Source organism: Streptomyces sp. NPDC056347, assembly GCF_042262625.1.
Classification (GTDB): domain Bacteria; phylum Actinomycetota; class Actinomycetes; order Streptomycetales; family Streptomycetaceae; genus Streptomyces.
Genome location: NZ_JBHJQP010000057.1, coordinates 1 through 23,901 on the forward strand (window position 1 = coordinate 1; position 23,901 = coordinate 23,901).

22 protein-coding genes are annotated in these 23,901 nt (G+C 72.3%); 16 read left to right on the forward strand and 6 right to left on the reverse strand.

The window, feature by feature from the left end:
- Nucleotides 1-37: 37 nt before the first annotated feature.
- The gene (locus tag ACFCV8_RS15620; protein WP_376685877.1) at nucleotides 38-1,807 is read right to left on the reverse strand and encodes a dolichyl-phosphate-mannose--protein mannosyltransferase; all 1,770 of its coding nucleotides are present in this window, start codon (nucleotides 1,805-1,807) and stop codon (nucleotides 38-40) included.
- Between the two features lie 61 nt (nucleotides 1,808-1,868).
- On the opposite strand from ACFCV8_RS15620, the gene rsmI reads away from it, so the two are divergent.
- From rsmI to ACFCV8_RS15645, 5 genes are all read left to right on the forward strand, one after another.
- Nucleotides 1,869-2,735, forward strand: a complete 867-nt coding sequence (gene rsmI / locus ACFCV8_RS15625) for a 16S rRNA (cytidine(1402)-2'-O)-methyltransferase (protein ID WP_376685878.1) — start codon at nucleotides 1,869-1,871, stop codon at nucleotides 2,733-2,735.
- 287 nt (nucleotides 2,736-3,022) lie between these two features.
- Nucleotides 3,023-3,409: a hypothetical protein gene (locus ACFCV8_RS15630; protein WP_376685879.1), complete on the forward strand. Its 387-nt coding sequence runs from the start codon at nucleotides 3,023-3,025 to the stop codon at nucleotides 3,407-3,409.
- 108 nt (nucleotides 3,410-3,517) lie between these two features.
- The gene (locus ACFCV8_RS15635; protein ID WP_376685880.1) at nucleotides 3,518-4,384 is read left to right on the forward strand and encodes a TatD family hydrolase; all 867 of its coding nucleotides are present in this window, start codon (nucleotides 3,518-3,520) and stop codon (nucleotides 4,382-4,384) included.
- Between the two features lie 47 nt (nucleotides 4,385-4,431).
- Nucleotides 4,432-5,328: a 16S rRNA (adenine(1518)-N(6)/adenine(1519)-N(6))-dimethyltransferase RsmA gene (rsmA, locus tag ACFCV8_RS15640; protein ID WP_376685881.1), complete on the forward strand. Its 897-nt coding sequence runs from the start codon at nucleotides 4,432-4,434 to the stop codon at nucleotides 5,326-5,328.
- Nucleotides 5,325-6,242: a 4-(cytidine 5'-diphospho)-2-C-methyl-D-erythritol kinase gene (locus ACFCV8_RS15645; protein WP_376685882.1), complete on the forward strand. Its 918-nt coding sequence runs from the start codon at nucleotides 5,325-5,327 to the stop codon at nucleotides 6,240-6,242. Before rsmA ends, ACFCV8_RS15645 begins: the two co-directional genes overlap by 4 nt.
- Here the strand turns inward: ACFCV8_RS15645 and ACFCV8_RS15650 are convergent.
- Both ACFCV8_RS15650 and ACFCV8_RS15655 read right to left on the reverse strand, forming a co-directional pair.
- The gene (locus ACFCV8_RS15650; RefSeq protein WP_376685883.1) at nucleotides 6,230-6,490 is read right to left on the reverse strand and encodes a Txe/YoeB family addiction module toxin; all 261 of its coding nucleotides are present in this window, start codon (nucleotides 6,488-6,490) and stop codon (nucleotides 6,230-6,232) included. The two genes, ACFCV8_RS15645 and ACFCV8_RS15650, sit on opposite strands and share 13 nt — an antisense overlap.
- Nucleotides 6,487-6,738, reverse strand: coding sequence for a type II toxin-antitoxin system Phd/YefM family antitoxin (locus tag ACFCV8_RS15655; protein WP_376685884.1), 252 nt, complete (start codon nucleotides 6,736-6,738; stop codon nucleotides 6,487-6,489). Before ACFCV8_RS15655 ends, ACFCV8_RS15650 begins: the two co-directional genes overlap by 4 nt.
- 131 nt (nucleotides 6,739-6,869) lie before the next feature.
- Between ACFCV8_RS15655 and ACFCV8_RS15660 the strand changes: the two genes are divergently transcribed.
- From ACFCV8_RS15660 to ACFCV8_RS15700, 9 genes are all read left to right on the forward strand, one after another.
- Nucleotides 6,870-8,687 (forward strand): ABC-F family ATP-binding cassette domain-containing protein, encoded by a 1,818-nt coding sequence (locus ACFCV8_RS15660; protein WP_376685885.1) that lies wholly within the window; start codon nucleotides 6,870-6,872, stop codon nucleotides 8,685-8,687.
- A gap of 175 nt (nucleotides 8,688-8,862) precedes the next feature.
- Nucleotides 8,863-10,725, forward strand: a complete 1,863-nt coding sequence (locus ACFCV8_RS15665; RefSeq protein ID WP_376685886.1) for a PQQ-binding-like beta-propeller repeat protein — start codon at nucleotides 8,863-8,865, stop codon at nucleotides 10,723-10,725.
- A gap of 282 nt (nucleotides 10,726-11,007) precedes the next feature.
- Entirely contained in the window at nucleotides 11,008-12,816 is a 1,809-nt protein-coding gene (locus ACFCV8_RS15670) for a PQQ-binding-like beta-propeller repeat protein (RefSeq protein WP_376685887.1), read from the forward strand.
- Between the two features lie 156 nt (nucleotides 12,817-12,972).
- Nucleotides 12,973-14,865, forward strand: coding sequence for a PQQ-binding-like beta-propeller repeat protein (locus ACFCV8_RS15675; RefSeq protein WP_376685888.1), 1,893 nt, complete (start codon nucleotides 12,973-12,975; stop codon nucleotides 14,863-14,865).
- A gap of 240 nt (nucleotides 14,866-15,105) precedes the next feature.
- Nucleotides 15,106-15,789, forward strand: coding sequence for a LuxR C-terminal-related transcriptional regulator (locus tag ACFCV8_RS15680; RefSeq protein ID WP_376685889.1), 684 nt, complete (start codon nucleotides 15,106-15,108; stop codon nucleotides 15,787-15,789).
- A 158-nt stretch (nucleotides 15,790-15,947) separates the two neighbouring features.
- A complete protein-coding gene (galT, locus tag ACFCV8_RS15685; protein ID WP_376685890.1) occupies nucleotides 15,948-16,991 on the forward strand; it encodes a galactose-1-phosphate uridylyltransferase in 1,044 nt (347 codons plus the stop codon).
- Complete coding sequence (galE, locus tag ACFCV8_RS15690) at nucleotides 16,988-17,968, forward strand: UDP-glucose 4-epimerase GalE (RefSeq protein WP_376685891.1); 981 nt, start codon at nucleotides 16,988-16,990, stop codon at nucleotides 17,966-17,968. The genes galT and galE overlap by 4 nt, the downstream gene beginning before the upstream one ends.
- Nucleotides 17,965-19,176 (forward strand): galactokinase, encoded by a 1,212-nt coding sequence (galK, locus tag ACFCV8_RS15695; protein WP_376685892.1) that lies wholly within the window; start codon nucleotides 17,965-17,967, stop codon nucleotides 19,174-19,176. The genes galE and galK overlap by 4 nt, the downstream gene beginning before the upstream one ends.
- Nucleotides 19,177-19,461: 285 nt before the next feature.
- Nucleotides 19,462-20,268: a LuxR C-terminal-related transcriptional regulator gene (locus ACFCV8_RS15700; protein WP_376685893.1), complete on the forward strand. Its 807-nt coding sequence runs from the start codon at nucleotides 19,462-19,464 to the stop codon at nucleotides 20,266-20,268.
- Here ACFCV8_RS15700 and ACFCV8_RS15705 read toward each other — a convergent pair.
- Nucleotides 20,227-20,724, reverse strand: coding sequence for a MarR family winged helix-turn-helix transcriptional regulator (locus tag ACFCV8_RS15705; RefSeq protein ID WP_376685894.1), 498 nt, complete (start codon nucleotides 20,722-20,724; stop codon nucleotides 20,227-20,229). The genes ACFCV8_RS15700 and ACFCV8_RS15705 overlap by 42 nt on opposite strands.
- A gap of 88 nt (nucleotides 20,725-20,812) precedes the next feature.
- Between ACFCV8_RS15705 and ACFCV8_RS15710 the strand changes: the two genes are divergently transcribed.
- Nucleotides 20,813-21,637, forward strand: a complete 825-nt coding sequence (locus tag ACFCV8_RS15710; protein ID WP_376685895.1) for a trans-aconitate 2-methyltransferase — start codon at nucleotides 20,813-20,815, stop codon at nucleotides 21,635-21,637.
- On the forward strand, nucleotides 21,634-21,999 hold the full coding sequence (locus tag ACFCV8_RS15715) for a VOC family protein (protein WP_376685896.1): 366 nt from the start codon (nucleotides 21,634-21,636) through the stop codon (nucleotides 21,997-21,999). Before ACFCV8_RS15710 ends, ACFCV8_RS15715 begins: the two co-directional genes overlap by 4 nt.
- A 27-nt stretch (nucleotides 22,000-22,026) precedes the next feature.
- On the opposite strand, the gene ACFCV8_RS15720 is transcribed toward ACFCV8_RS15715, so the two are convergent.
- Both ACFCV8_RS15720 and ACFCV8_RS15725 read right to left on the reverse strand, forming a co-directional pair.
- Complete coding sequence (locus tag ACFCV8_RS15720) at nucleotides 22,027-22,716, reverse strand: TetR/AcrR family transcriptional regulator (protein WP_376685897.1); 690 nt, start codon at nucleotides 22,714-22,716, stop codon at nucleotides 22,027-22,029.
- Nucleotides 22,713-23,729, reverse strand: coding sequence for an acyl-CoA desaturase (locus tag ACFCV8_RS15725; protein ID WP_376685898.1), 1,017 nt, complete (start codon nucleotides 23,727-23,729; stop codon nucleotides 22,713-22,715). Before ACFCV8_RS15725 ends, ACFCV8_RS15720 begins: the two co-directional genes overlap by 4 nt.
- Nucleotides 23,730-23,901: the final 172 nt, after the last annotated feature.

A 23,901-nucleotide genomic window follows, 5' to 3' on the forward strand; every position in this document is an offset into this window, starting at 1 on the left:
CGGCCAATGGCCGCGCCCTCTTCGTACTCCTGCCTGGTCAGATCCAGGTGTCCAGCCACATCCGCTCGCGCCACGAGCCGTCCGGGATGGAGGCGCCCGTGTAGATCGGCCAGAAGTAGATGAAGTTCCAGATGATCAGCAGGACCAGGACGCCCGCCGCGACCGCGCCCAGGGTCCGTCTCCGCTCACCGGTCGGGTCACCGCTCGCCGCCGCGAGCCCCGGTGGCCGTGGGCCGGTCCCGGCCGCCGGGCCGAGCAGGGCGCCGATCATCATCGTCACCGCCAGGCAGAGGAACGGCACGAAGACGACCGCGTAGAAGAGGAAGATCGTCCGCTCCTGGTACAGGAACCAGGGCAGCCAGCCCGCCGCCACCCCGCAGGCGATCGCACCCGCCCGCCAGTCGCGCCGGAAGATCCACCGCCACAGCACGTACACCAGGGCGAAGCACGCCGCCCACCACAGCAGCGGCGTCCCGATGGCCAGCACCTCGCGGGCGCACTTGCCGCTCGCCGACGCCGCGCAGCCGGGCTCCTCCTCCCAGAAGTACGAGACGGGGCGGCCCAGCACGATCCAGCTCCAGGGGTTGGACTGGTACGTGTGGCCGGACGTCAGGTTCACGTGGAACTCGTACACCTGGTACTCGTAGTGCCACAGGCTGCGCAGCCAGTCCGGCAGCCACGTCCAGTGACCGCCCTGCCCGTCGGTCGCCGCCCAGTTCCGGTAGTAGCCCTTGCCGGTGACGATCCAGCCGGTCCACGAGACCAGGTACGTCACGAGCGCGACCGGGACCGTCGACACGAAGGCGGGCAGCAGATCCCGCTTCAGTACCGCCAGGTACGGCCACGCCGCGCCCGCGGTCCGGCGCGCGCCGACGTCCCACAACACGGTCATCAGGCCGAAGGCGGCCAGGATGTACAGCCCGTTCCACTTCGTGGCGAACGCCAGCCCCAGCATCAGACCCGCGACGATCCGCCAGGGCCGCCAGCCGAGCCGCAGCTCCTCGGCGATCTCCGCGTCCGGCCGCAGCACCCCCTCCGCGTCGACCGGCAGCGCCGCGGCGAACCTGCGCCGCGCCCAGTCCCGGTCGATCAGCAGCGCACCGAACGCCGCCACCACGAAGAACATCAGCACCAGGTCGAGCAGCGCGGTCCGGCTCATCACGAAGTGCAGACCGTCCACCGCCAGCAACGTCCCCGCCAGGCAGCCCAGGAACGTCGAACGGAACAGCCGCCGCCCGATCCGGCACAGCATCAGCACCGACAGCGTGCCGAGCACCGCCACCATGAACCGCCAGCCGAACGGCGTGAAACCGAAGAGCTGCTCACCGAGACCGATCACCCACTTGCCGACCGGCGGGTGCACCACGTACCCGGGGTCGACCGGGATGTCCACCTTCGACGGGTCGGCCAGGATCAGCTTGTCGATGTCCTTGGGCCAGTTGCCCTCGTACCCCTGGTTGACCAGGGCCCAGGAGTCCTTGGCGTAGTACGTCTCGTCGAATATCAGGGCGTGCGGGCTGCCCAGGTTCCAGAACCGCAGCACTCCGGCGACCAGCGCCACCAGCAGCGGACCGCCCCACGCCGACCACCGCACCAGCCGGTCGGCCAGCCGCGGGGAGAACCCGAGCACCGCCCACAGCTGGGCGCCGGGCCGCGTGTACGGCGGGACCAGGCGCTCGCGCAGCCCGGTCCCGGGCCTGGGCACATGGCCGAAGCGGCGGAGCCGCCGCGGCCAGGAGGCCGGTTCTTCGCCGTGCGGTTCCCCGGCGTCTTGGCCCTGCCGGGCTTCGGGCGCTGTACTCGTCACCGCGCCATCGTAGGGAACACGTCTGTGGGAACGCCGTCGCCCGTGCTGGGAGGATGGTCCCGTGACTGGAACGACTGGAACGCTGGTACTGGCAGGAACCCCGATCGGCGACGTGGCGGACGCCCCGCCCCGGCTCGCCGCCGAACTGGAGACGGCGGACATCGTCGCCGCCGAGGACACCCGGCGGCTGCGCCGCCTCACCCAGGCGCTCGGCGTCCACACCACGGGCCGGGTCGTCTCCTACTTCGAGGGCAACGAGTCGGCCCGTACGCCGGAGCTCGTCGAGGCGCTGGCCGGCGGAGCCCGGGTGCTGCTGGTCACCGACGCGGGCATGCCGTCGGTCTCCGACCCCGGCTACCGGCTGGTGGCCGCCGCCGTGGAGCAGGACGTCAGGGTCACCGCCGTGCCCGGCCCGTCCGCCGTGCTCACCGCGCTCGCCCTGTCCGCGCTGCCCGTCGACCGCTTCTGCTTCGAGGGCTTCCTGCCCCGCAAGGCGGGCGAGCGGCTCGGCAGGCTCCGCGAGGTGGCCGGGGAGCGCCGCACCATGGTCTTCTTCGAGGCCCCGCACCGGCTCGACGACACCCTCGCCGCGATGGCCGAGGTCTTCGGCACCGACCGCCGGGCCGCCGTCTGCCGTGAGCTGACCAAGACGTACGAGGAGGTCAAGCGCGGCCCGCTGGGCGAGCTGGCGACCTGGGCCGCCGAGGGCGTACGCGGCGAGATCACCGTCGTCGTCGAGGGCGCCGCCGAGTCCGGCCCCGAGGAGCTGGACGCGGAGGAGCTGGTGCGCAGGGTGCGGGTGCGCGAGGAGGCGGGGGAGCGGCGCAAGGAGGCGATCGCCGCCGTCGCCGCCGACGCGGGACTGCCCAAGCGCGAGGTGTTCGACGCGGTCGTGGCGGCGAAGAACGCGGCACGCACCGGCGCCTGAGCGCGCCCCGGCCACCCGGCCACCCGGTCACGGCGCCCCGTCGTTCCGGGCGTGGCGACGGCTCCTGATCGCGAACCTGCCCCTGATAAGGCAAAAGGACTATCGTGAAAAGCAAAGCAAGAGCCGCGCACCGGGCTTTTCCGTCACGAGCGGACCAAAAGCGCTCCAATTGTCGACAGGGCCCGGTGCGCTCCTCCTGGTGAAGGCGTCCACTGGTTCGGGGACGCATTCTCCGGTTCTCCGGGCCGCCTGCCCGGAGTGCCTGTCCGGCGGACAAAGGAGCGGGCATGAGCGAGATCGCAGCAACCACCGCACACGAGGCGTACGCCTTCGCCTGCATGAGGTGCGGGTACGGCTGGGAGCAGGCCTACGAGATAGAGCACCACGTCGACGGTGCCAACAACGCTTTCGTCATCTACAGGGCGGACGGGGAACAGGTCCCCTCACCGCTTTCCAGGCCCAGCTGCGCGAACTGCGGCGGACACGTCGTCCGCATCATGCGGTCCGGCCGGGTCTCCACCGTCCAGCAGCTGCTCCGCCACACCCCGCCGGCCCGGTTCCGGCCCGCCGAGGACGCCGGCGCCCCGGAGGCCGAGGGCGCGACCCCCGTACCGGCGGCCACCGGCCACCAGTGGCACCTGTCCGACCTGCTGCACCCGTTCCACAAGCGGTAGCACCCCTTCCGCGAACGCGGCACCGCCCCGGCCGGCCGCAGGGCCACGCCGCCCGGTCACGGCGCCGACCGGTACGGGGGCGCGGCGCGCCCTCGTACGATCGTCCGCATGAGCCGTACCGAAGCCCCGCCGCTGCCCGAACCCCTCCGGGTGCCGGTCGCAGACTCGCACACCCACCTGGACATGCAGGACGCGACCGTGGAGGAGGCCCTGGCCAGGGCCGCCGCGGTCAATGTGACCACCGTGATCCAGGTGGGCTGCGACCTGGCCGGATCGCGCTGGGCCGCCGAGACCGCCGCCGCGCACCCCCAGGTGCACGCGGCGGTCGCGCTGCACCCCAACGAGGCCCCGCGCATCGTGCACGGCGACCCCGACGGCACCGCCCGCCAGGGCGCCCGCCCGGCGGGCGGACGGGCCGCGCTGCACGAGGCGCTCGCGGAGATCGACGCCCTGGCCGCGCTCGACCACGTACGCGGCGTCGGCGAGACCGGGCTCGACTACTTCCGTACCGGCCCCGAGGGCGTGGCCACCCAGGAGGAGTCCTTCCGGGCCCACATCGAGATCGCCAAGCGGCACGGCAAGGCGCTGGTCATCCACGACCGCGAGGCCCACAAGGACGTCCTGCGCGTCCTCGCCGACGCGGGCGCCCCCGAGCGCACCGTCTTCCACTGCTACTCCGGCGACGCCGACATGGCCCGGATCTGCGCCGACGCCGGGTACTTCATGTCCTTCGCGGGCAACGTCACCTTCAAGAACGCCCAGCCGCTGCGGGACGCCCTGGCCGTCGCCCCGCTGGAGCTGCTGCTCGTCGAGACGGACGCGCCGTTCCTGACCCCCGCCCCGTACCGGGGCAGGCCGAACGCGCCGTACCTGATCCCGGTCACCCTGCGCGCCATGGCCGCGGTGAAGGGCGTGGAGGAGGACGTACTGGCCGAGGCCATCGCCGCGAACACGGCGAGGGCCTTCGACTACTGAGCCGCCGGGCGGCGGGAGCGAAACGCCGGGCGCCTTACGCTTTACAGGTGAGCACCACAGAGCCCGACGCCCTCCTGGGCCCCGCAGACATCCGCGAACTGGCCGCAGCGCTGGGCGTACGCCCCACCAAGCAGCGCGGCCAGAACTTCGTCATCGACGCCAACACCGTCCGCCGGATCGTACGGACCGCGGAGGTCCGCCCGGACGATGTCGTCGTCGAGGTCGGCCCGGGGCTCGGCTCGCTGACCCTGGCCCTGCTGGAGGCGGCGGACCGGGTGGTCGCCGTCGAGATCGACGACGTGCTCGCGGGCGCGCTGCCCGCCACCGTCGCCGCCCGGCTGCCGGAGCGCGCCGACCGGTTCGCGCTGGTGCACTCCGACGCGATGCTCGTCCGGGAGCTGCCCGGCCCGGCGCCCACCGCGCTGGTCGCCAACCTGCCGTACAACGTCGCGGTGCCGGTCCTGCTGACCATGCTGGAGCGCTTCCCGTCCATCGAGCGCACCCTCGTCATGGTGCAGGCCGAGGTCGCCGACCGGCTGGCCGCCCGCCCCGGCAACAAGGTCTACGGCGTGCCCTCCGTGAAGGCCGCCTGGTACGCGGACGTCAAGCGCGCCGGTTCCATCGGCCGCAACGTCTTCTGGCCCGCGCCGAACGTCGACTCCGGCCTGGTCTCGCTGGTCCGGCGCACCGAGCCGCTCGCGACGGAGGCGAGCCGGGCCGAGGTCTTCGCGGTCGTGGACGCCGCCTTCGCCCAGCGCCGCAAGACGCTGCGGGCGGCCCTGGCCGGGTGGGCGGGCTCCGCCCCCGCCGCCGAGGCGGCCCTGCTCGCCGCCGGGATCTCGCCGCAGGCCCGGGGCGAGGCGCTCACGGTCGAGGAGTTCGCCGCGATCGCCGAGAACAAGCCGAGCAGTACCACCAGCGAGCCCACAGGGAGCGGCGCGTGAGCATCACCGTCCGGGTACCGGCCAAGGTCAACGTCCAGCTCGCGGTCGGCGCCCCGCGCCCCGACGGCTTCCACGACCTGGCCAACGTCTTCCTCGCCGTCGGCCTGTACGACGAGGTCACCGTCACCCCCGCCGACGCGCTGCGTGTCACCTGCTCCGGCCCGGACGCGGCCCAGGTCCCGCTCGACGCGACGAACCTCGCCGCCCGCGCCGCGATCGCGCTGGCCGAACGGCACGGCATCACCCCCGACGTGCACATCCACATCGCCAAGGACATCCCCGTCGCGGGCGGCATGGCGGGCGGCAGCGCCGACGGGGCCGCCGCCCTGCTGGCCTGCGACGCCCTCTGGAACACCGGCGCGGACCGCGAGGAACTCCTGGAGATCTGCGCCGGGCTCGGCAGCGACGTCCCGTTCAGCCTGGTCGGCGGCGCCGCCCTCGGCACCGGGCGTGGTGAGCACCTCACCCCGGTCGAGGTCGGCTCCACCTTCCACTGGGTCTTCGCGGTCGCCGACGGCGGGCTCTCCACCCCGGCCGTCTACGGCGAGTTCGACCGGCTCACCGAGGGCACCGACGTCCCCGACCCCACCGCGTCGCCCGCCCTCCTGGAAGCCCTGCGCACCGGCGACCCGAAGGCCCTGGCCGCGGCGGTCTCCAACGACCTCCAGCCCGCCGCCCTCTCGCTGCGCCCCTCGCTCGCCGGCACCCTCGCCGCCGGCACCGCCGCGGGCGCAGTGGCCGCCCTGGTCTCGGGCTCGGGCCCGACCACCGCCTTCCTGGCGGCGGACGAGGAGTCGGCCCGCAAGGTCGCCGACGCCCTCATGGCCTCCGGCACCTGCCGCACCGCCCGCACCGCCGTGTCCCCGGCCCCGGGGGCGACGGTCGTCCGGGAGGGCGGGAACTACCTCCCGTAGTGGTAGCGGCACGAGGCGATGCGCACCTCGTCCTCGACCACGCGGTGGACGAGCCGGTGTTCGTCGCTGATCCGGCGGGACCAGTAGCCGTGGAATCCGTGCCGCAGAGGTTCGGGTTTGCCGATGCCTTCGTTTCCGTTGCGGGCGATGTCCTGGAGGAGGGTGTTGATCCGCTTGAGGATCTTGCGGTCCTGGGCCTGCCACCACACGTAGTCCGCCCACGCCGATTCGTGCCAGACGAACTTCATTCGGTGAGCTCCCGTACGGTGCCGCCACCGTTCTCCAGGTCATCGATCGCGGCCAGGACGCGCCGCGCGTTCTCCGGGCTGCGGTAGAGGTAGGCCGTCTCCTTCATGGCCTCGTACTCGTCGAGTGCCACGATCACCACGGGCTCGTGACCGGCACGCGTCACTATGACCTCTTCACGGTCGTTGACGACGGAGCTCAGGGTCTCGGCGTACTTGGCACGCGATTCCGTGTAGGTCATGGTGCGCATGTTCGCCTCCCGGTGTGGTGATGTACAGGAATCTGTACGTACAGGGAACTGTACGGCGGAGGAACCGGGTGGGCAAGGGGGCGGCGCCCCGTACCCTGGGAAGCCGATCGATCCATCCGGGCAGGAGTGAAATGGCCGTCAATCTGGTCAATGTCGAGCAGGTCATCAAGGTGTACGGCACCCGTGCCCTGCTCGACGGAGTGTCCCTCGGGGTGTCCGAGGGGGACCGGATCGGGGTCGTGGGCCGTAACGGCGACGGCAAGACCACGCTGATCCGGCTGCTCGCCCGGCTGGAGGAGGCGGACAGCGGGCGCGTCACGCACAGTGGCGGGCTGCGGCTCGGTGTGCTCACCCAGCACGATTCGCTGGACCCCGAGGCCACCATCCGCCACGAGGTGATCGGCGACCTCGCCGACCACGAGTGGGCGGGCAGCGCCAAGATCCGCGACGTGCTCACCGGGCTCTTCGGCGGGCTCGCCCTGCCCGGCTTCGAGCACGGCCTGGACACCGTCATCGCCCCGCTCTCCGGCGGCGAGCGGCGCCGGATCGCGCTGGCCAAGCTGCTCATCGGCGAGCCGGACCTGATCGTCCTGGACGAGCCCACCAACCACCTCGACGTCGAGGGCATCTCCTGGCTGGCCGGTCATCTGCGCGCCCGCCGCTCCGCGCTCGTCTGCGTCACCCACGACCGCTGGTTCCTCGACCAGGTCTGCACCCGCATGTGGGACGTCCAGCGCGGGTCGGTCTACGAGTACGAGGGCGGCTACTCCGACTACGTCTTCGCCCGCGCCGAGCGCGAGCGGATCGCCGCCACCGAGGAGGTCAAGCGGCAGAACCTGATGCGCAAGGAGCTGGCCTGGCTGCGCCGCGGCGCCCCCGCCCGTACGTCCAAGCCGCGCTACCGCATCGAGGCCGCCAACGAGCTGATCGCCGACGTGCCGCCGCCGCGCGACACCAGCGAGCTGATGAAGTTCGCCAACGCCCGGCTCGGCAAGACCGTCTTCGACCTGGAGGACGTGACCGTCCAGGCCGGCCCGAAGACCCTGCTCCAGCACCTCACCTGGCAGCTCGGCCCCGGCGACCGGATCGGCCTGGTCGGGGTCAACGGCGCGGGCAAGACCTCGCTGCTGCGGACGCTCGCCGACGCGGCCCGCACCCAGGGCGAGGCGCAGCCCGCGGCCGGAAGGGTCGTCGTCGGCAAGACCGTCAGGCTGGCCTACCTCTCCCAGGAGGTCCGCGAGCTCGACCCGAACCTGCGGGTCCTGGAGGCCGTCCAGCAGGTACGCGACCGGGTCGACCTCGGCAAGGGCCGCGAGATGACCGCGGGCCAGCTCTGTGAGCAGTTCGGCTTCTCGAAGGAGAAGCAGTGGACCCCGGTCGGCGACCTCTCCGGCGGTGAGCGGCGCCGGCTCCAGATCCTGCGCCTGCTGATGGACGAGCCGAACGTCCTCTTCCTCGACGAGCCCACCAACGACCTCGACATCGAGACCCTGACCCAGCTGGAGGACCTCCTCGACGGCTGGCCCGGATCGATGGTCGTCATCTCCCACGACCGGTTCTTCATCGAGCGGACCACGGACCGGGTGATGGCCCTGCTCGGCGACCGTGCGCTGCGGATGCTGCCGCGCGGGATCGACGAGTACCTGGAGCGCAGGCAGCGGATGGAGGAGACGGCCACCCCGTCCGCCGCCCCCGCCCCGGCCAGGGAGACGGCCGCTCCGGCGGCGGGGCTCTCCCCGCAGGCCGCCCGTGCGGCGAAGAAGGAACTCCAGAAGGTCGAGCGACAGCTCGACAAGCTCTCCACCCGCGAGACCAAGCTGCACGCGCAGATCGCCGAGCACGCCACGGACTTCGAGAAGGTCGCCGCGCTCGACGCCGAACTGCGTGAACTGGTCGTCGAACGCGACGAGTTGGAGATGCGCTGGCTGGAACTGGCCGAGGACGCCTGATCGTTGAGGTGCCGTCGTACGCGGTCGCCGTGCGCGGCCGTCGTACGCGGCCTTCTCCGCGGCAGGTTTGGCCGATGCGGCAGGTGTGACGGTAGGGGCTGTCGGGGCGGGTGATAGAAAGAAACCTTGCCCCGGCACCACGGCCGGGCCGATCCGCACGAAGGGGGACGTGCTGATGACCCAGCCGCCCGGCCAGCAACCGCCGCAGGGTGGCTTCGGGGCTCCGTACGACCCCCCGCCGAACCCGTACGGGCAGCCTCCGCAGCCCGGCCCCCAGCAGGCCCCGCAGCCCAACTCGCAGCAGCCGCCGCAGCCCGGCCCGTACAACACGCCCGCCGCGCAGCCGGGCCCCTACGGCGCGCCCCCGCAGCCCGGCCCCTACGCCGCGCCCGCCGCGCAGCCCGGCCCGTACAACGCGCCGCCCCAGCCCGGTCCGTACAACGCGCCCGCCGCGCAGCCGGGCCCGTACAACGCGCCCCCGCAGCCCGGTCCGTACAACGTGCCCAACCAGCCCGGCCCGTACGGTGCGCCGCCGCAGACGCCCCCGGGCGGTCCGGCGGGCGGCCCCACCGGGGGTGGCGGTTTCTTCCGCGGGCGGCGTGGGGCGGTCGTCGGCGGCGTGCTCGCGGTGGCGCTCCTCGCCGGGGGCGGCGTCTGGCTGGCCACCGGCGGCGACGACAAGACCCCCGACGCGAAGAAGAGCGCGAGCCCCACCCCGGTCACCCCCACCAACAAGCCCACGGGCAAGGAGACCCCCGGCCCGAGCGACCTGCGTGCCGAGGCCGACGGCATCAACACCCTGCGCGCCAAGGGCGAGGCGAAGGTCCTCTGGCTCCAGGAGGGCGGCGTCGACCTGCCCCGCACCGGCGACAGCGCGTACGGCCCCTGGTTCGCCGGGGACATCGTCGCCAAGGCGATGTTCCGCACCGTCTCCGGCTACTCGGTCACCGACGGCAAGGAGAAGTGGAGCCTGCCGCTGTCCGGCAAGGTGTGCGCGGCCCCGTCGCAGCCCACCACCGACGGCAAGATCGTCATCGGGGTGGAGACCGGCAACGGCAACAAGGCGGAGTGCAACGGGCTCCAGATGGTCGACCTCACGACCGGCAAGGCCGGCTGGCACACGACGTACCGGCGCAGGGGCCTGTGGGACGGGCTCTCCAACATCGCGATGGCGACCAACGGCAACACCGTGACCGTCGGCCGGACGACCCGGACGGACGCCTACCGGATCAGCGACGGCAAGGTGCTCTTCGGCGAACTCCCGGGCAACTGCCAGCCGTTCGGATTCGCGAGCGGACCCGAGGGCATCGCCGCGGCCAGCTGCCAGACGGCCGCCGACGACCACAAGGAACAGCTGGTGGAGCGGATCGACCCGACCACCGGGAAGCTCCTGTGGAAGTACAAGGTCAAGAAGGGCTGGGAGGTCGCGAACTTCTACTCGCTCGACCCGCTGGTCGTCTCCCTGGAGAAGAAGGAGGAGGACAAGTGGGCCATCCTCGTTCTCAACGCGAACGGCACCTACCGCTCCCAGCTGGTCGGCGCCGCGGGTGAGGACTACCGGGTGGAGTGCGACAACTTCTTCATCTCCAGCAGCGGGAACCTCGACAACTGTTCCGGGGCGGCCGCCGACGGCCGGTCGGTCTACCTGGCGACCAAGCCCGACCTGTCCGGCAAGTCCGGCTCCACCCCCACCAACAAGGTCGTCGCCTTCGACCTGTCCAGCGGCAAGCCCAAGTGGCGGGCCGCGGCCCCGGCCGGGCAGACCATGATGCCGCTGCGGATGGAGAACGGCCGGCTGCAGCTGTACGTGGAACCGGAGACGAAGAAGGGCGGCGCCATCGCCGCCCTGTCGCCGACCGGCGGCACGCCGCAGCTGCTGATCCAGCACCCGGACGCGGGGTCGCCGACCGAACGCTCCCTGTTCCAGCCCCGGGTCGTCCACCGGGACGGCCGTTCCCTGCTGATGACCACGTTCGTCAGCGGGGAGGAGGACGGGGACGAGATGCGGGCGAAGACCATGGAGATGTTCGGCGACTGAACGGGCACCGACGTGCGCCGGGCCTGGTACGAACGCAAGGTCCCAGGCGTAACGGAGCCATCACGGGGCGGTTCTCCCTTGGGAACAGGGGACGGACCGACCCGATGTCCGGGCGTGTGCGGGTGGTACAAAGAAGCCCCGCTCGACTGACGTAACGCCGCGGGATCCATGCCCGATTCGCTCCTTTCCGGGAAATTCAGGGGGTTTCGGCCCTGTGATGCTCCACGGAATCGCGGGGGAGAACGGAACGGGCATCCGGACCGCACGAAGGGGGACGTGCTGATGACCCAGCCGCCCAGCCAGCAACCGCCGCAGGGAGGCTTCGGCGCGCCGCAGGACCCGTCGCCGGGAAGTCCTCAGCCGCCCCAGGGCCCGCCGCCCGCCCAGCCGGGCTACGGCTATCCGCCCCAGCAGCCGCCACAGGCACCGCAACCGCCCCAGCAGCCGCCGCAGCCCGGCCCCTACGGTCAGCAGCAGCCCGGCCCGTACGCCCAGCAGCCCGGCCCCTATGCCCAGCAGCCGGGGCCGTACGGTCAGCCGCAGCCCGGCCCGTACGCCCAGCAGCCCGGCCCCTACGGTCAGCAGCAGCAGCCCGGTTACGGCTACCCGCAGCAGCAGTACCCCGGCGCCCCGGTACCGGCCGGTCCGGGCGGTGGCTCCGGCAAGCGCAAGCCCGCGGTCGTCATCGGTGCCGCGGTCGCCGCGCTCGCGGTGATCGGCGGCGGCGTCTACTTCGCCACGAGCGGCGACCCGGGCGACGACAAGCCCGTCGCGAAGGAGAGCACGGGCGCCGGGCCCAGCACCTCCCCCTCCGTCGACGAGGGCGACGGCAACGGTGCCGGCAACGGCGGCGACGAGGACCTCAACGCCGGGCGCAAGTCCGGCGAGGCCAAGGTCCTGTGGCTGCAGAAGAACGACATCGACCTGCCGCGCGACGGCGCCGACGTGCACGGTCCCTGGGTGGTCGGCGACACGATCGTCAAGGGCATGTACCGCGAGGTCTCCGGCTACGCCGTCGCCGACGGCAAGAAGAAGTGGACGGTCAAGCTGCCCGCCGACCTGTGCGCGGCGCCGAACCAGACCACCACCGACGGCAAGATCGTCATCGGGGTCAAGAACGGCACCACCAGCCGGGCCGACTGCGCCGACCTCCAGATGATCGACCTGAACACCGGCAAGGCGGGCTGGAAGAAGGCCGTCAAGAAGAACGGCACCTGGGACTTCCTCTCGGACATCTCCCTGGCCATCAGCGGGGACACCGTGACGGTCGCCCGTACCGGGAACTCCAACGCGTACCGGGTCAGCGACGGCAAGGAGCTGTTCGGGAAGCCCGAAGGCACCTGCCAGCCCTACGCGTTCGCGGGCGGCTCCAAGCTCATCGCCGCCTCCAGCTGCCGCACCGCCGACACCGACAACCCGCAGAACCAGATCCAGGAGATCGACCCGGCCACCGGCAAGCCCCGGTGGACGTACCGGCCCAAGCAGGGCTGGGAGGTCGACAAGGTCTACTCGGTGGACCCGCTGGTCGTCTCGCTGAAGAAGAAGAAGGAGTGGAGCATCCTCGCGCTGAAGCACGACGGCACCCTCCGCTCCGGCCTCACCAGCGACAAGGGCGATTCGTTCGCCCCGGACTGCGGCAGCGCCTTCGCCGTCTTCGGCAAGACCCTCGACGGCTGCACCGGGGTCGCCGCCGACGCCAACACCTTCTACATCGCGACCGACGCGGGCACCGGCCTGGAGCGCACCAACAAGGTCGTGGCGTTCAACCTGAACACCGGCAAGCCCAAGTGGAAGGCCACGGCCCCGGCCAAGACCACGGTGAAGCCGCTGCGCATGGACGGCGCCAATGTGCTGCTCTACGTGGAGCCCGGCTACGAGAGGGGCGGCGGCATCGCCACCCTCGCGCCGGGCGGCGGCGCCGTACGGACGGTGCTGACGCACCCCGCGTCGACGTCCCAGATCGAGAAGAGCTTCTACCGGCCGCAGATCCTCTACGCGGGCGGCCGCTCCTTCATCGCGAGCGGCCGGGTCAGCGCGAGGAACGACAAGGAAGAGCTGGAGACGAAGACCATGATGGCCTTCGGCAACTGACGGCTCAGGCAGCCTTGCGACGGCGGGGCCCCGCGGGGACCGGCCGTCAACGCCCCCACGGCTCATGGCCGGCGGCGGCCGGATCATCCCGCCCGCCGCCGGTCCCGTCCCACCACCACCGTTCCCTCCAGTTCCCTCCCCAGAGGTACGTACGCCATGACGCAGCCGCCCAACGACCCGCCCCAGGGCGGATTCGGCGCCCCGCAGGACCCCCCGCCCGGTGGGTTCGGTGCCCCGACGCCGCCGCCCGCCGACCCGTTCGCCCAACCCCCGGCCGACGCCGTGCCGCCCGGGGCCACTCCGCCCGCCGGCGGGTTCGGTGCGCCGACCCCGCCGCCCGCCGGTGGCGCCCCGGCGCCGCAGCCGCCCGCCGGCTACGGCTACCCGCAGACCCAGCCCGGCTACGGCTACCCGCAGAACCAGCCCCCGCAGCCCGGCTACGGCTACCCGCAGGCCCCCGTGCCCGGCCAGCCGCAGCAGGGCTACGGCTTCCCGCAGGGCATGCCGCCCGGCCAGCCCCCGCAGCAGGGCTACGGCTACCCGACCGCGCCGATGCAGCAGCCGCCGACACCGCCGCAGAACGGCAACGGCGGCAAGAAGTTCTCCACCCAGATGCAGATCGTCGTGGCCGCCGCCGTGGCCGTCGTCCTCATCGTGGGCGCCGGCATCTGGTACGCCGGCAGCGGCGACGACAACAAGAAGAACGAGGCCACCCAGTCCGGCGGCACCTCCGGCGGCACGGGCGGTGAGAACAAGGGCGGTGCCACCGACGGCGCGGGCAAGGAGAAGGTACCCGCCGACCCCAAGTCCAAGGTCGCCTTCCAGGTCCCGCTGCCCAAGGTCACCGAGGTCACCAAGGTCGACGGCTCCTGGCTGACCGACAAGGCGTACGTGAAGACCGGGCTGAACGAGGTCGTCGCCTACGACCCGGCCAAGGGCACCAAGCTGTGGTCCATCCCGCTGGCGGGCCAGGTCTGCGCGGCCTCCCGGCACATGACCGCCGACTTCCGGACCGCGATCGCCTTCGAGCAGGGCAAGCCCAGCAAGACGGTCAAGTACCAGCCGTGCAACCAGGTCGGCGCACTCGACCTGAAGACCGGCAAGCTGCTCTGGAGCAAGTCGGTCACCGCCGCCACCAGCGGGGACGCACCGGTCAGGTTCGCCGAGGTCACCATCAGCGGCGACACCGTCGCCGCGGGCGGTCTGGAGGGCGGCGCCGCCTTCGACCTGAACACCGGCGCCGAGCGCTGGAAGCCCAAGACCTCCTCCGACGGCTGCTACGACCTGGGCTACGGCGGCGGCGAAGCACTCGCCGCGGTCCGCAAGTGCGGTACGTACGACGACCCGCAGCTCGTCGTCCAGGCGCTGAACCCGACCACCGGGGCCCCGATCTCCTCGTACAAGATGCCGCCCGGTGTCGACTACGCGAGCATCGTCTCCACCAAGCCCCTGGTGGTCGCGGCCGACGTCGGCGACACGGCCGGTGACGGCAGCGGCATCTCGGACTTCTTCTCCATCGACACCGAGACCGGCAAGCTGATCACCCGGATCGCCGCGGACGCCGAGAAGTACGCGGCGCGCTGCGTCTCCACCAAGGTCGAGAGCTGCGGCCAGCTGGCCGTCGGCAACAACCGCATCTACCTGCCGACCGAGGAGCACGAAGGCACCGGCGACTACGGCAACACCAACGAGATCGTCTCCTTCGACCTCACCACCGGCAAGCAGACCGGTGACCGGGCCGACGCGGGCAACCGCTACACGATGTTCCCGCTCCGGATGGACGGCGGCAACATCATCGCGTACCGCAAGCCCCCGTACGACAAGGGCGGCCAGGTCGTCTCCATCGACGGCGCCACCTTCAAGCAGACGGTGCTGATGGAGAACCCGAGCGACGAGTCGGTCCGGAACGCGGAGACCAGTTTCCTGCCGGACTACTCCGAGTTCCGCTACTCCGACGGGCACCTCTTCCTGTCCAGCACCATGCTCAGCAACTCGAGCGGTTCGCTGGACAAGGACGACCGACTGGTCGTCAGCTTCACCTGCGACTGACGGCCGACGGCCGACGGCCGGTACGCGCGAGGGGGTGGTGCCCGGGGGACGGGCACCACCCCCTTCCGCGTCCGGGACCGGACGGACGGCGGACGGGGTCGGCGGAGGGGTCCGGCGGACGGCCGTCGACGATCCGGCGCCTTTTGGCCGTAAGACGTCCGTGATGTCGAACAAGCGTGTAACTTGCCGGTCCAGGAAAGCCGGGGGGCCCGGCGTGCCGGTGCGACGGGGGTGGGTGCGATGGGCGTGCGGCTGATGGTGGTCGACGATCACAGGCTGCTCGCCGAGGCACTCGCCTCGGCGATGAAGTTACGGGGCCACCGCGTCCTCGCGGCGACCGCGCCGACGGCCGGGGCCGCCGAACTGGTCGTCAGCAGGTCCCCGGAGGTCTGCCTGTTCGGCACCGCGGCCCCCGCCGCGCCCGGCACGTTCGACCCGATCGTACGGATCAGGCGCGAGCGGCCGCAGGTGGCCGTCGTGGTGCTCGGGCCGGTGCCCAGCCCGCGCGGCATCGCGGCGGCCTTCGCGGCCGGTGCCGCCGGGTACGTCCGCCACGACGAGCGCATGGAGGGCGTCGAGCGGGCGATGGCCAAGGCGCGGGCCGGAGAGGCCGCGGTGGCACCGCAGCTGCTGCGCAGCGCCTTCGCCGAACTGCTCAACCCGGCCGCGGCCCCGGACGACGAGGGCCGCAGGCTGCTCCGGCTGCTCACCCCGCGCGAGGTCGAGGTCCTGGTGCGCGTCGCCGAGGGCGAGGACACCCGGGTGATCGCGGCCGGAATGCGGATCGCGCCGAGCACCGCGCGTACGCATGTGCAGCGCGTCCTGATGAAGCTGGGCGTCGGCTCCCGGCTGGAGGCCGCCGCCCTCGCGGCCCGCACCGGCCTGCTGGACCGCGCGGCCCGGCCCGGGCCCCGGCAGCCCTAGCACCACCCCGTACCCGTACCTCCCGCACCGGTCGCCGGACGGCTGCCATGTGGCCTCCGCCGCCGCCCGGTGCCGACGCATGCCGTCCGGATGGATCACTCATTGACGACCCTGTTGACTTGTGGTTCATTGTGTTCGGTTCTGTTTGGAGGAGACTGGTGAAGAAGACGGTTACGACACTCGCCGACGGCCGGGAGCTCATCTACTACGACCGCCGCGACGACGCCGTGCGCGAGGCCGTCGACCGGCGCCCGCTCGACGCGGTGTCGACCTCCTCCGAGGTCCGCCGCGATCCCTTCCTCGGCGACAGCGTGGCCATCGCCTCGCACCGCCAGGGCCGTACGTACCACCCCCCGGCCGACGAGTGCCCGCTCTGTCCCTCGCGGGACGGCAAGCTCAGCGAGATCCCCGAGGACGCCTACGACGTCGCCGTCTTCGAGAACCGCTTCCCCTCGCTGGCCGGTGACTCCGGCCGCTGCGAGGTCGTCTGCTTCACCTCCGACCACCACGCGTCCTTCGCCGACCTCAGCGAGGAGCAGGCCGCCCTGGTCCTCGCGGCATGGACCGACCGCACCGCCGCGCTCGCCGAACTCCCGCAGGTGGAGCAGGTGTTCTGCTTCGAGAACCGTGGCGCCGAGATCGGCGTCACCCTCGGCCACTCGCACGGCCAGATCTACGGCTACCCCTTCACCACCCCGCGCACCGAGCTGATGCTCCGCTCCATGGCGGCCCACCGCGCCGGAACCGGCGGCAACCTCTTCGACGACGTGGTGGCCCGCGAGGAGGCCGACGGCTCCCGGATCGTCATCGACGGCGAGCACTGGATCGCCTTCGTCCCGTACGCGGCGCACTGGCCGTACGAGGTCCACCTCCACCCGCGCCGCCGCGTCCCGGACCTGCGGGAGCTGGACGGGGACGCGCGCGCGGAGTTCCCCCGGATCTATCTGGAGCTCCTGCGCCGGTTCGACCGGATCTTCGGCCCCGGCGAGCCCCCGACCCCGTACATCGCCGCCTGGCACCAGGCCCCGTTCCGGGCCGAGGGCCGGGAGGAGTTCGGGCTCCATCTGGAGCTTTTCACCATCCGACGCACTTCCGGCAAGCTGAAATTCCTCGCGGGTTCCGAATCCGGCATGAACGTGTTCATCAACGATGTGCCGCCGGAGGCCGCGGCCCAGCGACTGCGAGAGGTAGCGAGCCAGTGAGCAAGCCCCGGAAGAAGTACCTGGTCACGGGCGGAGCGGGATACGTCGGCAGCGTGGTCGCCCAGCACCTGCTGGAGGCCGGGCACGCGGTCACCGTCCTCGACGACCTCTCGACCGGCTTCCGCGAGGGCGTCCCGGCCGGCGCCGAGTTCGTCGAAGGCCGTGTCCAGGACGCCGCGAAGTGGCTGGACGCCTCCTACGACGGGGTGCTGCACTTCGCCGCGTTCTCCCAGGTCGGCGAGTCCGTCACCGACCCCGAGAAGTACTGGGTCAACAACGTCGGCGGCTCCCTGGCCCTGCTCGCGGCGATGCGCGACGCCGGGGTGCGCACCCTGGTCTTCTCCTCCACCGCCGCCACCTACGGCGAACCGGCCACCACCCCCATCACCGAGACCGACCCGACCGCGCCCACCAACCCCTACGGCGCCACCAAGCTCGCCGTCGACCACATGATCACCGGCGAGGCGGCCGCGCACGGACTCGCCGCGGTCTCGCTGCGCTACTTCAACGTGGCCGGGGCGTACGGCAGTTGCGGGGAGCGGCACGACCCCGAGTCGCACCTGATCCCGCTGGTCCTCCAGGTCGCCCTCGGCCGCCGCGCCTCGATCTCGGTGTACGGCGACGACTACCCGACCCCCGACGGCACCTGCGTACGCGACTACATCCACGTCGCCGACCTCGCCGAGGCCCACCTGCGCGCGCTGGACGCGGCGACCCCCGGCGAGCACCTGATCTGCAACCTCGGCAACGGCAACGGCTTCTCCGTCCGCGAGGTCGTCGAGACCGTCCGCGAGGTCACCGGCCACCCCGTCCCGGAGGTCGTCGCCCCCCGCCGCGCCGGTGACCCCGCCGTGCTGGTCGCCTCCGCCGCCACCGCCCGGGAGCGGCTCGGCTGGACCCCGTCCCGCGCCGACCTGGCCGGGATCGTCACCGACGCCTGGAACTTCGCCCGCCGAGAGGAGCCCACCGCCCCATGACCACCGAGACCGGTGCCACGACCGGGACCGACGAGCCGACGACGGCCCCGGTCGCCGAGCTGACCGCCTCCTTCACCGAGCTGTACGGGCACGCGCCGGAAGGGATCTGGGCGGCCCCCGGCCGGGTCAACCTGATCGGCGAGTACACCGACTTCAACGACGGCTTCGTGATGCCGCTCGCCCTGCCGCACACCGCGCTGGCCGCCGTCTCCCGCCGCACCGACGGCGAGCTGCGGCTCCACTCCACCGACGTGCCCGGCGGCGTCGTCCAGCTCCGGCTCGACGAACTCGCCCCGCACCAGGGCCACGGCTGGGCCGCGTACCCCGCCGGGGTCGTCTGGGCGCTGCGCGAGGCCGGGCACCCGGTCACCGGGGCGGACATCCAGCTGAGCTCCACCGTCCCCACCGGCGCGGGCCTGTCCTCCTCCGCCGCGCTGGAGGTCGTCACCGCCCTCGCCCTGAACGACCTCTTCGGCCTCGGGCTCTCCCTGCCGGAGCTGGCGGTGACCGGCCGCCGTGCGGAGAACGCCTTCGTGGGCGTGCCGTGCGGGATCATGGACCAGATGGCCTCCGCCTGCTGCACCGAGGGCCACGCCCTGTACCTCGACACCCGCGACCTCACCCGGCGCCAGGTCCCCTTCGACCTGTCCGCCCGGGGGCTGCGGCTGCTGGTGGTCGACACCCAGGTGAAGCACGCGCTCGGGGACGGCGCCTACGCCGAACGGCGGGCCGGCTGCGAGGCGGGCGCCGCGGCACTCGGCGTGGCCACCCTGCGCGAGGTGCCGTACGCCGCTCTCGGCGAGGCGCTGGCCACCCTGGCCGCGTCCGGCGTGGACGAGTCCGTGGTCCGCTACGTACGCCATGTGGTCGGCGACAACGAGCGGGTGGAGCGGGTCATGGCGCTGCTCGACGCGGGCGACGCGCGGGCCGTCGGCCCGGTCCTCGACGCCGGGCACGCCTCGCTCCGCGACGATCTGCGGGTCTCCTGCCCGGAGCTCGACCTGGTGGTCTCGGCGGCCGGTGCTGCCGGGGCGCTCGGCGCGCGGATGACCGGCGGCGGCTTCGGCGGCTCGGCGGTCGTCCTGGTGGAGGAGGAGCGGGCGGAGCAGGTCGCCGAGGCGGTGCGGAAGGCGTTCGCCGAGGCCGGCCACACGGCCCCGCGGATCTTCCCGGCCGTCCCCTCGGCAGGAGCCCGCCGCCTCGTCTGACCCCTTCCGTCCCCCCGGTGACGCCCGAACACCCAAGCGGCATGGGCCAGTTCTGTGAATTCACTTCCGCTGGAGCCCGTCGCCCGTACTCTGATGCACAGCACCGGTGGGGGCCGGTGCTGATTCAGGGGTACGAGACAGTCGGGTACGGCGCCCGGGGAGGGGTGCGGTCGGCACACGGCGGCGGCCGTGGGACTGCCGTCCAACTCCCCGATCCGGGCCGCCGTACCCGCACTGACCGGCCCCTTTTCGTCGCCCGGGGGAGGCCCCAGGGACAGACACGGCATGGGGGTGCCTGTGGTTCGTATCCGGGTTCTCGTGGTGGACGATCACCGGATCTTCGCCGAATCGCTCGCGGCGGCACTGGCGGCCGAACCGGACGTCGAGGTGTCGGCGGCGGGCAGCGGCCCCGCGGCGTTACGGTGCCTGGAGCGGGGAGCGGCCGAGGGGCGCGGCTACGACGTGATGCTGGTCGACGCCGATCTGGGCGCGCCGGCCACGGGCGGCGACCACCCGGCCCCGGTCCCCGTTCCCGTCCCGGCCGACGGGGAGAACACCCCGGTGGACGGCATCTCCCTGGTGTCCGGGGTCCGCGCCGGACGCCCCACGGTGCGTACGGTGGTGCTCGCCGAACGGGACGATCCCCGGCGGGCCGCGCTCGCCCTCCAGGCGGGGGCCTCAGGCTGGGTGGCCAAGGACTGCTCGCTGCAACGCCTGCTCGCGGTCGTCCGCGGCGTACTGCGCGACGAGACGCATCTGCCCCCGGCGCTGCTGACCGGCGTACTGCGGGAGCTGACGGCGGCGCGCAAGCACCGCACCGAGAGCGAGCAGCTGGTCGAGTCGCTGACCCCGCGCGAGCGGGAGGTGCTGCGCTGCATGGTGGCGGGCCTGGGCCGCAAGGCGGTGGCCGAACGCCTCTTCCTCTCCCCGCACACGGTCCGCACCCACATGCAGAACGTACTGGGCAAGCTCGGCGTGCACTCCACCCTCGCCGCGGTCGCCCTGGCCCGGCGCGCGGGCGTCGGCCCGGCCGGCCCCGCGCCCTCCGGGCTAGCCGGGGATGTTGTCGAACGGGGCGGTCAGCTGGCGTAGCAGGCCCGCCAGTTCGCCCCGCTGCTGGGCGGAGAGCTCGCTCAGGATGGCGCGTTCCTGGGCCAGCAGCCCGGCCAGCGACTGGTCGGCCTTGTCGCGCCCCTCGGCGGTGAGCCGGACGAGGACGCCGCGGCGGTCGTTGGGGTCGGGCAGCCGCTCGACGAGGTTCTTCTTGGTGAGCCGGTCGATCCGGTTGGTCATCGTGCCGGAGGTGACCAGCGTCTGGGTGAGCAGCTGGCCGGGGGAGAGCTGGTACGGCGCACCGGCCCGGCGCAGCGACGTCAGTACGTCGAACTCCCAGGGCTCCAGGTGATGCTCGGTGAAGGCGATCCGGCGGGCCCGGTCCAGGTGACGGGCCAGGCGGGAGACGCGGCTGAGCACCTCGAGTGGTTCCACGTCGAGGTCCGGGCGCTCGCGGCGCCATGCAGCGACCAGTCGGTCGACCTCGTCCTCCATGCGGATCAGTGTAGTTGGTCTGTCGACATGAAGTCTCTTGAATTCAAGTGTCTTGACATCAAGATAAAGCTGCCGTGATCCTGAACCCATGACCACACCCGACTCCGGCACGCCGGCGGCACCCTCCTGGGACCCGCGGCAGTACCTGCGCCACGCCGACCACCGCACCCGCCCCTTCCACGAACTCCTCGCCCGCATCCCCGGCCTCCCGGCCGGCCCGGCACCCCGCATCGCCGACCTCGGCTGCGGCGCGGGCAATGCGACCACCCTGCTCGCCGACCGCTGGCCCGACGCCCGGATCACCGGCTACGACAACTCCCCGCGGATGCTCGAACGGGCCCGCGCCCACACCGGCCCCCGCCTGGACTTCGCCGAGGCCGACGCCGCCGACTGGACGCCCGCCGAGCCGCACGCGCTGATCGTCTCCAACGCCCTGCTCCAATGGGTCCCCGGCCACACCGCCCGCTTCCCCGTCTGGCTGGACGCGATCACCCCCGGCGGCACCCTCGCCTTCCAGGTCCCCGGCAACTTCGACCAGCCCAGCCACGTCCTGATGCGGGAACTCGCCGACTCCCCGCGCTGGCGGGACCGGCTGTCCGGCCGGCTGCGCCACGCCGACGCCGTGCTCACCCCCGCCGCCTACCTCGACGCGCTCACCGCCCCCGGCGTCACGGCGGACGTCTGGGAGACCACGTACCTGCACCTGCTGCCCGGCGAGGACCCGGTGCTCGACTGGGTGAAGGGCACCGGACTGCGCCCCGTGCTGACCGCCCTCGCCGACGACCCCGAGGCCTGCGAGGCGTTCCTCGCCGAATACCGCGACCTGCTGCGCACCGCCTACCCGGCCGGCCCGCACGGCACCGTCTTCCCGTTCCGCCGCATCTTCGCCGTGGCCCGCAAGGAGGACCGGTGATCGCCGCCCTCGACCACGTACAGCTCGCCGCCCCGGCAGGCTCCGAGGACGCCCTGCGCGCCTATTACGCGGGTGTCCTCGGCATGACGGAGATCCCCAAGCCCCCGGCGCTCGCGGCCCGCGGCGGCTGCTGGTTCCGGGCCGGTCCGGTCCAGCTCCACCTCGGCGTCGAGCAGGACTTCCGCCCGGCCCGCAAGGCCCACCCGGGCCTGCGCGTCACGGCCATCGGGGCCTTCGCCGCCCGCCTGGCCGACCACGGCGCCGAGGTGCACTGGGACGACCGCCTCCCCGGCCACCGCCGCTTCTACAGCGAGGACCCGGTGGGCAACCGCCTGGAGTTCCTGGAACCGGTGGACGGCTGAACGGCGCACCCGTGACCGGCCCCCGGTTCAGCTCTTGCGGTGGCCTATCAGTCTCGGCTTCGACTCCAGGTTCTCCAGGCCGTGCCAGGCCAGATTCACCAGGTGGGCGGCGACCTCCGACTTCTTCGGCTTGCGGGCGTTCACCCACCACTGGCCGGTCAGCGCGACCATGCCCACCAGCGCCTGCGCGTACAGCGGGGCCAGCTTCGGGTCGAAGCCGCGGGCCTTGAACTCCAGGCCCAGGATGTCCTCCACCTGGGTGGCGATGTCGCTGATCAGGGAGGCGAACGTACCGGTCGACTGGGCCACGGGGGAGTCCCGGACCAGGATGCGGAAGCCGTCGGTGTACGTCTCGATGTAGTCGAGCAGAGCGAACGCGGCCTGCTCCAGCAGCTCGCGGGGGTGCCCCGCGGTCAGTGCGCTGGTCACCATGTCGAGGAGCTGGCGCATCTCGCGGTCGACGACCACCGCGTACAGCCCCTCCTTGCCGCCGAAGTGCTCGTAGACCACCGGCTTGGAGACACCGGCCCGGGCCGCGATCTCCTCGACCGACGTCCCCTCGAAGCCCTTGTCGGCGAAGAGTGTGCGGCCGATGTCCAGCAGTTGCTCGCGGCGCTCCTTCCCGGTCATCCGCACCCGGCGGGTACGCCGGGTGGAGGAGGAGGAACGGGTCTTCTCGCTGCTGGTACTGGAGTCGGTCGCCACGTCGTCAATCATGCCGCCTCGGCACGTCCGCGGTCGCGCCGGGCGTCGATCGGGCCGGCGTCGACCCGTCGGGAGTCGATCCGCGCCGCGTCCGGCCAGCGCACGTCGTACGCCCAGCCCAGCTTCTCGAACCAGCGGATCAGCCGGGCACTCGAATCGATCTGACCGCGCATCACGCCGTGCCGGGCGCTCGTCGGATCGGCGTGGTGCAGGTTGTGCCAGGACTCACCGCAGGACAGCACCGCCAGCCACCACACGTTCCCGGACCGGTCGCGCGATTTGAACGGACGCTTGCCGACCGCGTGGCAGATCGAGTTGATCGACCAGGTCACGTGGTGCAGCAGCGCCACCCGGACCAGCGACCCCCAGAAGAACGCCGTCGCCGCACCCCACCACGACATGGTGACCAGCCCGCCCACCAGCGGCGGGATCAGCAGCGAGACCGCCGTGAACGTCGCGAAGTGGCGCGAGACCGCGCGGATCGCCGGGTCCCTGATCAGGTCGGGGGCGTACTTCTGCTGAGGCGTCTGCTCCTCGTCGAACATCCATCCGATATGTGCCCACCACAGGCCCTTCAGCAGCGCGGGCAGCGTCTCGCCGAACCGCCACGGCGAATGCGGATCACCCTCCGCGTCGGAGAACCGGTGGTGCTTGCGGTGATCCGCCACCCACCGCACCACCGGCCCCTCCACCGCCAGCGAACCCGCGACCGCCAGCGCGATCCGCAACGGGCGCCTCGCCTTGAACGACCCATGCGTGAAATACCGGTGGAAACCGACCGTGATGCCATGACAGCCGATGAAGTACATCGCCACCATCAGCCCCAGGTCCAGCCAGCTCACCCCCCGGCCCCAGGCCAGCGGCACCGCCGCGACCAGCGCCACGAACGGCACCACGATGAACAGCAGCAGGGCGATCTGCTCGACCGACCGCTTGCTGTCCCCGCCGAGCGTCGCGGAGGGAAGGGGCCGGCCGTCGGCCCCGGCAGGCCGGGGATCATCGAGCGCGGCGGGGCTGGTGTTCATGGGGGGTCCCCTGGGGAAGAGAAATACGACGGACAGCTGTGGCTACGGTTCCGTAACCTACGGCGACGTAAGTATGGCAGCGCAGAGGCCCGGCGTACGAGAGCACGACCGGGCCGCGCCCGCGGGGAAACCCGATCGGGCCGCGAGCGGGTGTCCACGGAGTGGACACCTA